The sequence below is a fragment of the Nocardia transvalensis NBRC 15921 genome (genome assembly GCF_000308875.1).
GTDB lineage: Bacteria > Actinomycetota > Actinomycetes > Mycobacteriales > Mycobacteriaceae > Nocardia > Nocardia transvalensis.
In genome coordinates this window covers 114,679-126,943 of record NZ_BAGL01000004.1, presented here as the reverse complement: position 1 = coordinate 126,943, position 12,265 = coordinate 114,679, and the positions used below count along the sequence as shown (strand labels likewise).

Annotated in this window: 8 protein-coding genes and 2 pseudogenes; 6 read left to right on the top strand and 4 right to left on the bottom strand. The window is 69.0% G+C overall.

Annotated features, from left to right (window positions below; translation table 11 throughout):
- The first annotated feature begins 29 nt into the window (after window positions 1-29).
- Window positions 30-1,382 (top strand): lanosterol 14-alpha demethylase, encoded by a 1,353-nt coding sequence (cyp51, locus tag ON41_RS02955; RefSeq protein WP_040744870.1) that lies wholly within the window; start codon window positions 30-32, stop codon window positions 1,380-1,382.
- Between the two features lie 81 nt (window positions 1,383-1,463).
- Here the strand turns inward: cyp51 and ON41_RS02950 are convergent, their stop codons facing one another.
- Window positions 1,464-1,949: a glutathione peroxidase gene (locus ON41_RS02950; RefSeq protein ID WP_040744868.1), complete on the bottom strand. Its 486-nt coding sequence runs from the start codon at window positions 1,947-1,949 to the stop codon at window positions 1,464-1,466.
- A gap of 188 nt (window positions 1,950-2,137) precedes the next feature.
- On the opposite strand from ON41_RS02950, the gene ON41_RS02945 reads away from it, so the two are divergent.
- From ON41_RS02945 to ON41_RS02930, 4 genes and pseudogenes are all read left to right on the top strand, one after another.
- Window positions 2,138-3,772 (top strand): GMC family oxidoreductase, encoded by a 1,635-nt coding sequence (locus ON41_RS02945; protein ID WP_040744866.1) that lies wholly within the window; start codon window positions 2,138-2,140, stop codon window positions 3,770-3,772.
- 173 nt (window positions 3,773-3,945) lie between these two features.
- Complete coding sequence (locus ON41_RS02940; RefSeq protein WP_040744863.1) at window positions 3,946-5,007, top strand: tellurite resistance/C4-dicarboxylate transporter family protein; 1,062 nt, start codon at window positions 3,946-3,948, stop codon at window positions 5,005-5,007.
- Between the two features lie 391 nt (window positions 5,008-5,398).
- Window positions 5,399-6,529, top strand: a pseudogene (locus ON41_RS02935) (transcription termination factor Rho, short form); the annotation flags it as partial.
- 50 nt (window positions 6,530-6,579) lie between these two features.
- Window positions 6,580-7,323 (top strand): LutC/YkgG family protein, encoded by a 744-nt coding sequence (locus ON41_RS02930; RefSeq protein ID WP_218003339.1) that lies wholly within the window; start codon window positions 6,580-6,582, stop codon window positions 7,321-7,323.
- 145 nt (window positions 7,324-7,468) lie between these two features.
- Here ON41_RS02930 and ON41_RS02925 read toward each other — a convergent pair.
- Window positions 7,469-8,386: pseudogene (locus ON41_RS02925) on the bottom strand (peptidase associated/transthyretin-like domain-containing protein); the annotation flags it as partial.
- A gap of 631 nt (window positions 8,387-9,017) precedes the next feature.
- Window positions 9,018-10,592, bottom strand: coding sequence for an MFS transporter (locus ON41_RS02920; protein WP_051160913.1), 1,575 nt, complete (start codon window positions 10,590-10,592; stop codon window positions 9,018-9,020).
- Between the two features lie 151 nt (window positions 10,593-10,743).
- On the opposite strand from ON41_RS02920, the gene ON41_RS02915 reads away from it, so the two are divergent.
- On the top strand, window positions 10,744-11,493 hold the full coding sequence (locus tag ON41_RS02915; RefSeq protein WP_051160901.1) for a TetR/AcrR family transcriptional regulator: 750 nt from the start codon (window positions 10,744-10,746) through the stop codon (window positions 11,491-11,493).
- 24 nt (window positions 11,494-11,517) lie between these two features.
- On the opposite strand, the gene ON41_RS02910 is transcribed toward ON41_RS02915, so the two are convergent.
- The gene (locus ON41_RS02910) at window positions 11,518-12,258 is read right to left on the bottom strand and encodes an SDR family oxidoreductase (protein ID WP_040744861.1); all 741 of its coding nucleotides are present in this window, start codon (window positions 12,256-12,258) and stop codon (window positions 11,518-11,520) included.
- Window positions 12,259-12,265: the final 7 nt, after the last annotated feature.

Sequence of the window (12,265 nt, the reverse complement as noted above, 5' to 3'; positions counted from 1 at the left end):
TGGATGGAGTACGGCGGGAGGATTTTCCGATGACGTTGGTCAAGCCGCGGCAGGTCTCCGGGGACAATCACGAACACGGTCACCTGGAGGAGTTCCGCACCGATCCGATCGCGCTGATGCGGCGGGTGCGCGAGGAATGCGGGGATGTCGGCTCGTTCCGGCTGGCCGACAAGGACGTCATCCTGCTGTCCGGGTCGGAGGCCAACGAGTTCTTCTTCCGGTCCGCCGACGAGGACCTGGACCAGGGCGCCGCCTATCCCTTCATGAAGCCGATCTTCGGTGAGGGCGTGGTGTTCGACGCCAGCCCGGAGCGCCGCAAGGAGATGCTGCACAATCAGGCGCTGCGCGGTGAGCACATGCGCGGGCACGCGGAAACCATTGCGCGCGAGGTGGATCGGATCCTGTCGCGGTGGGGCGACGAGGGCGAGATCGACCTGCTGGAGTTCTTCGCCGAGCTGACCATCTACACCTCCTCGGCGTGCCTGATCGGCGTGAAGTTCCGCAACGAGCTCGACGAGCGCTTCGCCCACCTCTACCACGAGCTGGAGCAGGGCACCGACGCGCTGTGCTACGTCGACCCCTACGCCGACATCGACAGCTTCCGCCGCCGCGACGAGGCGCGCGCCGAACTGGTCGAGCTGGTGCAGGGAATCATGAACGGCCGCATCGCGAACCCGCCGCAGGGCAAGGACGATCGCGACATGCTCGACGTGCTGGTGTCGATCCGCGACGAGGAGGGCAATCCACGCTTCTCCGCCAGCGAGATCACCGGCATCTTCATCTCGATGATGTTCGCGGGGCACCACACCACCTCGGGCACCGCGGCGTGGACGATCATCGAACTGCTGCGCCATCCGGAGGTGCTCGCGAGCGTCGTCAGCGAGCTGGACGAGCTGTACGCCGACGGCAAGGACGTGAGTTTCCATGCGCTGCGCCAGATTCCGCAGCTGGAGGCCATCCTCAAGGAGACCCTGCGGCTACATCCGCCGCTGATCATCCTCATGCGGGTCGCCCGCGGGGAGTTCGAGGTGTGCGGAAACCGCATCGAGCCGGGCGATCTCGTGGCTGCCACGCCCGCGGTCTCCAACCGGCTCCCGGAGGACTTCCCCGAGCCCGACCGGTTCGACCCGGGCCGCTACCTCGACCCGAATCAGGAGGATTTGGTCAACCGCTGGACCTGGATCCCCTTCGGCGCCGGGCGGCACCGGTGCGTCGGCGCCGCCTTCGCGCTCATGCAACTCAAGGCGATCTTCTCGATCCTGTTGCGGGACTGGGAATTCGAGATGACCCAGCCGTCGGACAGCTACCGCAACGACCACTCGAAGATGGTGGTCCAGTTGCAGCAGCCGTGCTCGGTGAAGTATCGGCGTCGGCAGCGGTAATCCCGGCCAAAAGCGTGCCGGGAAAGCGAAGAGAGCCGGTACGCCCCTTGTTCCCGGCACGCTTTTGGCCGGGAACTAGTCCTACAGCACCGCTTCGATAGCCGAGACGACCGCAGGGTCCTTGGGCTCGGTGCGCGGGCGGAAGCGGCCCACCACCTTGCCGTCGCGGTCGACGAGGAACTTCTCGAAGTTCCACTGGATGTCGCCGGCTTCGCCCTCGGCGTCGGCGGTCTGGACCAGTTCCTGGTAGAGCGGGTGCCGCTCGTCGCCGTTGACGTCGGACTTCTCGAGCAGCGGGAAATCCACGCCGTAGGTGGTCGAGCAGAACTGCGCGATCTCCTCGGCGGTCCCGGGCTCCTGGCCCATGAACTGGTTGCAGGGCACGCCGACCACACTGAATCCGCGCGGGCCGTAGGTCTGCTGGAGTTCCACCAGGCCGGTGTACTGCGGGGTGAGGCCGCACTTGGAGGCCACGTTCACCACCAGCACGGCCTTGTCGCCGGCTAGTTCGCCCAGCGTGGTGGCTTCATCGGTGAGGGTGCGTACGGGAATGTCGCGAATAGTCACAAGGCCGATGATAGGTCGCAGTCAAGAAAGTGAAACTGGTTCTACCCCCCTCGACGTCGCTTCGGGTCACCGCATCCGGGTCCGGATCTTCACCATTTTTAGAACTTGTTCTACAGTGATCTCGGGCACGCTCTCCGGCACCGAGCGCGGCCGCGACAGCCGACTACTTCGAGGATGAGGTAAGCATTATGACCGATTCTCCGCGCACCGCGGATACCAGCGAAGCCGATTACATCGTCGTGGGCGCAGGGAGCGCGGGTGCCATCGTCGCGGGCCGGCTGGCCGAGCACGGTGCCAGCGTGATCCTGCTGGAGGCCGGACGCAAGGACAACACCCGGCTGGTGCGGGTGCCGGGCATGATCACCACCGTGCACACGGTGCCGCAGCTGAAACACCGCGTGACCTGGAGCCAGTACTCGGTGCCGCAGAAGCACGCCAACGAGCGCCGGGTCCCCATGACCCGCGGCAAGGTGCTGGGCGGTTCCAGCTCCGTCAACGGCATGCTGTTCGTGCGCGGCAACAAGGCCAACTTCGATTCCTGGGCGGCCGAGGGCTGCGAGGGCTGGGGCTACCAGGACATCCTGCCCGCCTACAAGCGGCTGGAGAACTGGGAGGACGGCGCCAGCGAACTGCGCGGCACCGGCGGCCCGATCCAGGTGACCCGGCAGAAGGAACTCACCCCGATCGCGGAGGAGTTCATCACGGCCACCAAGGAGACGCTGGGGGTGCCGCAGATCGCCGATTACAACGGCGAATCGCAGGAGGGCATCAGCATCTTCCAGCAGAGCGTGCGCAACGGCATCCGCTACAGCTCGTCGCGCGGCTTCATCACCGAACGCCCGAATCCGAACCTGAAGGTCGTGACCGGCGCGCACGTCGCCCGGGTCGTGATCGAGAAGGGCCGCGCCACCGGCGTCGAGGTGATCGAGAAGCGCGGGCGGCGGATCATCCGCGCCGCCAAGGAGGTCGTGGTCTCCGGCGGCGTGATGGGTTCGGCGCACACGCTGCTGCTGTCGGGCGTCGGCCCGGCCGGGCACCTGCGCGAGCTGGGCATCGATGTGCACGCGGATCTGCCGGTCGGCCAGAACCTGCACGACCACCTCTTCGTGCCGATGACCTTCATCTCCAAGAAGGCCCTGCACCGCGGCATCCCCTCGCATTTCGCGGCGGGCATGCTGCGCGAGATGGTGAGCCCGGGCAGTTCGTGGTTCGGGCGGACCGTCTTCGAATGCGCCGGATTCGTGCGGACCTCGTTCGCCAAGGACATCCCGGATATGCAGATCCACACCCTGCCGTGGAGCTATCCGGTGCCCAACCAGGACGAGGACAAGCTGCACATGGTCGACCGCCGGGAGGCGCTGACCGTCTTCCCGACGCTGATCTACCCGAAGAGCCGCGGCGAACTGCGGCTGGGTTCGACCGATCCGCTGCAGCAGCCGCTCATCGACCCGGGCTACCTGTCCGATCCGGCCGATACCGAATTCCTGATCGAGGCCATCGGCATGATCCGCGAGATCATGGCGTCCAAGTCGATCGCGGGCTCGGTCACCGAGGAGCACTCCCCCGGGCCGGACTTCAAGGACGAGACCGCGCTGCGACGCGAACTGCCCAACCGCGTGCACTCCGTCTACCACCCGGTCGGCACCTGCCGCATGGGCGTCGACGAGCGGGCCGTGGTCGACCCGCAGCTGCGCGTGCGCGGCATCGAGGGCCTGCGCGTAGCCGACGCCTCGATCATGCCGAGCATCACCGGCGGCAACACCAACGCCCCGTCCTACATGATCGGCGAGAAGTGCGCGGAGATCATCACCTCCGGCGCCTGACCCCCTGACCCGCGGGCCCCACTTCCCGCACCCCCTGCGCACTCCCGCACCCCCTCCAGCAGTTCGGACGGGGTGCGGGAGTGTGTAGAGGGTGCGTGAGTTGTAGGCGTGGGGGAACACACGGGTGGGCTCGGGTGCGGGGGTTGGGGTGGGGGCGGTGCGAGACTGGCGGTGTGAGCGAGCCTGGGAGCGGGTCGTCGGTGGCGCGGGGCGTGCGGGCGGAGCCGGGCGGGTGGGCGGAGGTCGTGCGGGGCCTCAAGCCCGGGTGGTTCGCCGCGGTGATGGCGACCGGGATCGTGTCGCGGGCGGTGACCGGGGCCGGGTGGGCGTGGGGTGGTGATGCGCTGCTGATCGTCGGGGCGGCGGCGCTCGCGGTGCTCACCGTGGCCACGGTGGCGCGGCTGATCTTCTTCCGGGACAACGCGATTGCCGATGCGCGCGATCCGGCGACCGGATTCACCTATCTGACCTTCGTCGCGGGGACGTCGGTGATCGCGGCGGGCCTGGCCACACACGACCGGGCGGGTGCGGCGCTGGTCCTGCTCGCCGTGGCGGCCGCGGCGTGGCTGCTGCTGTGTTACCTCGTCCCGGCGGAGCTGATGGTGCATCATCCGCCGCAGAACACGGCGACCGGCGCGGACGGCACCTGGTTCCTCTGGGTGGTCGGCACCCAGTCGCTGGCGGTCGCCGCGACGGCCCTGCCGGAACCCTGGGGGCGGCGCTTCGCGGTACCGGCCGTGCTGTGCTGGTCGGTCGGCGTGGTGCTGTACCTCGCGGTGGCGGCGCTGGTGCTCGGCACCCTGTTCGGCGGCGAACTCACCGCGGCGAAACTCGTTCCGGCGTACTGGATCTTCATGGGCGCGACGGCCATCAGCGTGCTCGCCGGGGCGCAGGTGCTCGAACACGGTTCGGTGCGTCTGGTCGCGGAGCTGCGACCGGTGCTCGCCGGAGTCGCGGTGGTGCTGTGGGCATTCGGCAGCTGGCTCATCCCCCTGCTGCTGGCCGCCGGCGTCTGGCGCCACCTGGTCCAGCACTTCGCCCTCGCCTATGAGCCCGGCCTGTGGAGCATCGTGTTCCCCGTCGGCATGTACGGCGTCGGCACCGCCGAACTCGGCCGCGTCCTGGGCGAACACTGGATGGTCACCTTCGGCCACGCCGAGGCCTGGGTGGCCCTCGCGGCTTGGGTAGCAACTGCCGCCGCCCTGGTCGTGAGCCTCATGCGGCGGGCCCGCTGACCGGCCCCAACCACCATCGTTTCCCGGCGTGCTTTTGGCCGGGACCTCGCGAGATTCCGGCCAAAAGCATGCCGGAAAACGTGGGGGCAGCGTGCCGGAAGACGTGGAGGCAGCGTGCCGGAATAGGTCGGGGGCATTGCGCGTTGTCAAAGGTGCCGCTACCGTAGGCATTGTCGTCATCTTGTGGATGTAGGTCGACGCAGTAGTCCCGCCCACAGGATTTCTTCACTCCCGGATCGTTTGGTTCGCCCTTCGGCGCACCGCGCCAGCTAGCGAAATCGACCGGGGTCCCCATCGCGGCTACCCGCCGCGCTCACGGCTTTCGCCGCGACCACGATTCCTTCATCCGTTCAGGAGAAACACCATGGAAGACAACACAATTCACTCGAGAGGCGGCGAGGCCGCCGAACCCCGGGAGACGCCCGTGACCGGCATCCTGGATATCGCCGACAACCGCGCGAGCCTGCGCGTCGACGGCTATCTGGCCGGACCGGACGATGCGCACGTCACCCCGCGCATGATCCGCGAATACGGTTTGCGCCGTGGCGATTCCGTCACCGGAGCCGTCGGGACGAAGCGCGACGGCGGCAAACACGCCCCGCTGATCCGCGTCGACACCGTCAACGGACTGTCGCCGGCCCAGGCCCGATCCCGGCCGCACTTCGCCGATCTCGTCCCCATCTATCCCCAGGACCGGCTGCGGCTGGAAACCGAACCGCACGAAATGACCACGCGCGTCACCGATCTCGCCATGCCCATCGGCAAAGGCCAGCGCGCCCTGGTGGTCGCACCGCCCAAGGCGGGCAAAACCTCTGTGCTGCAATCGATCGCGCACGGCATCGCCAAGAACCACCCCGAATGCCAGCTGATGCTGGTGCTGGTCGGCGAGCGCCCGGAGGAGGTCACCGACCTCGCCCGCGCGGTCCCCGCCGATATCGCCGCGGCCACCTTCGACCAGCCGCCGCGCGAGCACGTCGCGGTCGCGGAGCTGGCCATCGAACACGCCAAGCGCCTGGTCGAGATGGGCCGGGACGTGGTGGTTCTCCTCGACTCGCTGACCCGCCTGGCCCGTGCCTACAACCTGGCCTCGTCGGCCTCCGGCCGGATCCTGTCCGGCGGTGTCGACGCCGCCGCGCTGGCGCCGCCGAAGCGCTTCCTCGGCGCGGCCCGCAATATCGAGAACGGCGGCTCGCTCACCATCGTCGCCACGGCGCTCGTGGAGACCGGATCGGTGGCCGACACCGTCATCTTCGAGGAGTACAAGGGCACCGGCAACGCCGAACTCAAGCTGGACCGCCGCATCTCCGAGCGCCGCATCCACCCCGCCGTCGACATCGCCCAGTCCAGCACCCGCAAGGACGAGCTGCTGCTCACCGCCGAGGAGTCGGCCGCGATCCGGTCGCTGCGGAGCACCCTCGCCGGCCGCGAACCGCAGCAAGCGATCGAACTCCTGCTGACCGGCCTGGGCCAGACCGACACGAACGCGGAATTCCTCGCCGGGATCCGGGCCTCCGCGACCTGACGCGGTATGTGATCCAGTCGGTTCACTACTCGGCGGTAGCCTGTCTTTCGGTGGGAGGCACAGAGCAGGTCGTGCCGACCCGGCACGATCTGGAGGTTTCCCTTGCAACCGACGAACGAGGCCGGACCGTCTTCGACTGGGAGACCCGGGTGACGGCGCGGGAGGAGATCCTGCGCCGCGTGCGCGACGGGCTGATGGCACTGCCCGACGACCAGCGCACCGTTCCGGCGCCGACCAAGCGCCACCGGGATACGCCGGAGGTTCCGCCCGAGGATCATGCCGCGACCGTGGGACTGTTCATCGAACGGCTGCGGTACTACGGGGCCCAGGTCGTGCGGATCTCCGCGCCGGACATCGCCCATGCCCTGAACGATGCCCTGCGCGCCCAGGGCACCACCACGGTGGTATCCCCCGAGGGCCTGTCGCGGGAATGGCTCGAGCACTGGGCCGAGACCGACGGGAACCAGGTCGTCCCCGACCGTCCCCATCTCTCACCGCACGACCTCGACGGGGTCACCGCGGTGGTCACGACCTGTACCGGTGCGGTCGCCGACTCCGGCACGGTCGTCCTCGACGGCGGGCCGGGCCAGGGGCATCGGGGTACGACCCTCGTGCCGGACTGCCACATCTGCGTGGTGCGCGCCGACCAGATCGTCTCCTCCCTGCACGAGGTGCTCGACCGGCTGGACCCGCGCCATCCGATCACCTTCTTCAGCGGCCCGTCCGCGACCGTCGACATCGAGACGCGCGATGTACACGGCCCCCGGCGCCTGGTGGCTCTCATCGTCGAATAGGTCAGCGCGGCGGCATACCCCCGGGGCCACGCCCCGGGTCGCCTTGCCCGCCCGGGGCAGAGTTGCCGCCGGACCCAGCCGGGGCAGAGTTGCCGCCCGGCCCACCCGGGGCAGAGTTGCCGCCCGGCCCACCCGGGGTCCGGTTCCCACCGGAACCACCCGGAGACCCGCTACCGCCAGGTCCGCCCGGGGCCGAATTGCTCTGGGCGTTCTGGGACTTCTCGGCGACGCCGACGGTGAGCGAGACGGTCATGCCGGTCGCCGGTGTCCCGGAGACCGAGGCCAGCTCCGCGTCCCAGCCGTCGCCGAAGACGTTGTCGTTCGCGAGGGAGACCCCGGACAGATTCCGCACGCTCTGCGCGTAGCCGGAGTCGTAGGCGAAGACCTGGTTACACGCGTCCTGCGGCAGGGCGATCTGTGAGGTCAGCCGAGCGTTGCCGCCGGCGACCGCCACATCGAGCGAGTCGTACACCTCGAAGTGGATATGCGGCCACCGGCCGGAATAGCAGGCGGGAAAGATCGAGGTGAACGTGACCTTGCCGGCGGCATCGGCGACCTGGATCCCCCGCAGATAGTTCTGCTCGGTGATGTCGCGCCCGTAGAGCGAGTATTCGCCGTCCCGGTCGCAGTGCCAGAGATAGATGGCCATCCCCGACCCCGCCGCATCGCGGGCCAGATCCCGGAAGGTGAGCGCGATGGTCGTCGGAACGCCCTCGGCCTTCCCGGTGTAGTCGCCGAAACTGGATGTGATGTCCTGGCGAACCACCCCGGACTGGATGAGCACATTGGGCCCGTTGGTGCCGTCGCCCGGGTAGGGACCGGCCGTTTCCTGTGGCGCGGCCGCGACGGCGCCGCTCGACGAGGCCGTTGCCGAGGTTGTGCTCGCCGACGAGGACTCCGCGTCCGACGCGCAGCCGGCGAGGGCCGCGGCACCGGCCGTCCCCGCGATGCCGAAGAGCGTCAGCGCGCGTCTGCGGGACACCATCACCCGAAGATCGTGCGCGAGTCCGCGATCGTGTTCGTGAACCTCACCGCCTGTGTGACGTGCCCGATGTGTACTCATCTGTCCTGCCCTCCGTAGCAATGGATGCCGGCGGCGAGCCCGTATCCGCCCGCCGCCCTCGGGACCGTCCCGAACCGTTACGACGATGCTGGCCGCCGAGTTATCGATATCGGTGGGTCGATGCTGCGAAATTGCTGTGAACCGGGCGAATCGCCGCCGGGTCGGCCACTAGCGCTCCTTAAGGCCCCGGCAAGTCCGGGGCGGCATCGTCTTCCTCGACACCGGATCGCTCCGGTGAAACCCACCGCCGGGGGGTGGGCGTTGGAGGTGGCCCGTCTACGAGGGGTGGCGGGTCATCTCCGGCTCACAGGTGCTCCTGCCGCGAAAGGGGGCGGCAGGATCGCTCGGCGGAAACCGACGGCCCGGCCTGTCCACGAGGGGTGACAGGCCGGGTTCGGGTGCCGCTGTTGTGGCGTTGTGATCTTGGCGGCGGCGCGTCTCGCGAACTCGAGGAATGATGGAAGTACACGCGAAACGGTTGGGAGCGACGATGGAAACCGCAGTCGTCTTCGTACTGGCTTGCCTGCTTTATTGGTGGGGGATGCTGTAGACGCGCACACGACGACGCTCCGCCCCGGCCTCGAGGGGCCGGGGCGGAGCAATGTTCGAGCTTTCGCGGCACCGCTCGGGTCTACGGAGCCGGACTTCCCTTCGGACCCTCAGCGCGTGCCGACGAGTTCATCGTTCTCGCTGGCGTCCCCTCACCCGTATCACTCTCGCCCGCAACGTTTTTCACATTGCGCATGAGGACGATCGCCACCATCGAGGCCGCCAGGGCGCTCAGCGCGCCGGCCGTGAAGGTGACCGACATCGCGGAGCTGAAGGCGTGCCGGGCCAGGCCGATCAGGCCCGCGTCCCCGCCGCCGAGCACGTTCGCGATGGATTCGCGCGCCGCGGCCGACGCCCATTCCGGCATCTCGTCGGAGTACGTGCCGGCCAGGACCGCGCCCAGCACCGCCACGCCCATCGAGGCGCCGACCTGCTGGATGGTGTCGTTCAGCGCGGAACCGACACCGGCGTCCTCGGCCGGGACCGCGCTCATCAGCGCGCCGATCGCGGCGGGCATCGCCAGACCGGCGCCGGCGCCCAGCAGCGCGGTGGCCAGGGCCACCGGCCAGAAGCCGCTGTCCACATCCAGCATGGCCAGCGCGCCGAACCCGCCGGCGACGACGACCAGGCCCACCACCGTGACCACCTTGGCGCCGAACTTGCTCACCAGCCCCGCACCCAGGCCGTTGAACGCCAGGATCGCGACCGCCATCGGAGTGAACGCCAGCGCCGTCCGCATCGGCGAGTAGCCGAGGACGAACTGCAGGAACTGGGTCAGCACCAGGACCAGGCCACCGTTGGCGAAGGTCACCAGGACCAGCGAGAAGCTCGATCCGGTGAAGCTCCGGTCGCGGAACAGCTTCAGCGGCACCATCGGCGACGCGGCGGTCAGCTCGCGAATCACGAAGGCGATCAACGCGATCGCGGCGATTCCGAAGGCGATCAGGGTGCCGCGATCCGACCAGCCGTGCTGCGGCACCTCGATGATCCCCCACACCAGCGCCACCATTCCGACGACCGACAGCACCATGCCCGGCACATCGGGCTTGCGCCACGGGCCCTTCGACTCCGGCATCAGCGCCACGGCCGCCACGACGGCCACGATCGCGATCGGCACGTTCATCACGAACACCGCACCCCACCAGAAGTGGTCGAGCAGCGCGCCGCCGAGCACCGGACCGGCGACCATGCCGACCGTCGCCACGGCACTCCAGGCCGCGATCGCCTTCGGACGCTCCTCGTCGTCGAAGACGGTGATCAGGATCGACAGCGTGCTGGGCATGATCAGCACCCCGCCGAGACCCATCACCACGCGCCCGGCGATCAGCAGCTCCGGCGTGCTCGCGTAGGCCGCGAGCAGTGAGGCCCCGCCGAACAGCACCAGGCCGATGATCATCACCAGCCGCCGGCCGAACCGGTCGGACAGGCTGCCCGAGGTGAGCAGCAGGCCCGCGAACACCAGCAGGTAGGCGTCGATGATCCATTGGATCTGCTGCGAGCTGGCGTGCAGATCGGTCGCGATATCCGGAATCGCCACGGTCAGCACCATGTTGTCGACCACCAGCACCAGCGAGCTGAGGCACAGCACCACCAGGATCAGCCAGCGGCGCGGGTTGCGGGCCACCGCCTTCCGGGCGGCCGTATCGAGCGTATCCATCGTGAACCCCTTCGAGATCTTCCGCACGTCGTGCGTTCTGTCGAACACTGTACGTAGAACGAACACTGTACGCAATAGGTACGGTGTTCGTAGATGCGAACACCGTACGAATCAGCGGTTATGCTGGTGGGCGACGAGGAAAGGAGCGGTGATGGCCACCGAGACCACGAAGGGCGCGACGCCTCAGGAGATCCCGTCGGTATGGACCCGGCCGCAGCGCTCACGGCGGGAGATGCCCGCTCTGAGCCGGGACCAGATCGTCGACGAGGCGATCGCCCTCCTGGACGCGGAGGGCTACGAGGCGCTGAGCATGCGCAAGCTCGGGGCGCGGCTGGGCGCGGGCGCGACCTCGCTCTACACCCATGTGTCGAACAAGGACGAACTGCTGGAACTGGTCGTCGACCAGGCATTCGGGGAGGTCCGCGCGCCGGATGCCGCAGCCTCGGACGAGTGGCGCGACACCCTGCTCACGCTGTCCCGCGGCATCCGCGACACGATGCTGCGGCATCCGTGGATCGGCGTGGTGATGAGCAGCGCGGGGCTGGCCTACCTCGGACCCAACCTGATGGGCCTGTCGGAGTCGATGCTGACGGTCATCGAGGAGGCCGGATTCGACGAGGAGGCGGCCGACCGCGCCATGCAGGCGATCTTCGCCTATCTCATCGGCTCGACGTCCGGCGAGGCGGCCATGATGACGACGGTCGCGCGCAGCGGCCTGAGCGAGCAGGAGTGGATCGACCGGATACAGGCCGTCGCCGAGCAGGTGGCCCGGCCGTATCCGCGGATCTACAAGCGCACCCTCGCCCAGCGCGACACCGACGCGGCTCGCACCCGCGAGGACGGCTTCGTCGCCGAACTCGGGTTGATCATGGACGGACTGGAGCTGCGGCGCGGGCGCTGAGACCGGCCCCCGCGCCGCCGGGCCTCAGCGGCCGGTGGCCAGGTTGGCGCCGCCGGTGGCGTCCAGCACCACGCCGCTGATGAATTCGTTGGTGGCCAGCGCGTGGATCGCCCGCGCGATGTCCTCGGGACGGCCGACGCGGCCCACCGGGGTGGCGGCGGCGATCCCGTCGAACAGCACCCGCCGCTGCTGTTCGGGGACCGCGTCCCACCACGGGGTATCGATCACGCCCGGCGAGACGGCATTGATCCGCAGCGGTGCCAGCTCCACCGCCAGGGGCGGCACCATGGCGTCGAGGGCGCCGTTGATCGCGGCCAGACCGGCCGTGCCGGGGAAGGCCGCGCGCGAGGAGCCCGCGGTCACCAGGGTGACCGAACCGGCCGGATCCAGGTGCGGCAGTGCGGCTTTGAGGATGCGGACGTGCGGCCAGAACTTTCCGTCGAAGCCCTCGGCCAGGTGGTCGAGGGTCAGCTCGGCGAACGGGCCGCTGCCGGCCGAGCCGCTCACCGAGATCACCAGGTGATCGATCGTCCCCGCCTGGGCGAAGAACGCGTCGACCTCGGCCTGACTGCCGGCGTCCACCCGGTGCGCGGTGGTCTTACCGCCGATCCGGGCCACGGCGGCATCGAGTTTGTCCTGGCTGCGCCCGGTGACGACGACCTCCGCGCCGCCCGCGGCGAACAGCGCGGCGGTGGCCTCGCCGATGCCGGAGCTGCCGCCCATGACGACGACGCGCGCGGTGGTGGAGGTGTTCGGAGCGGTCATTGTGCGC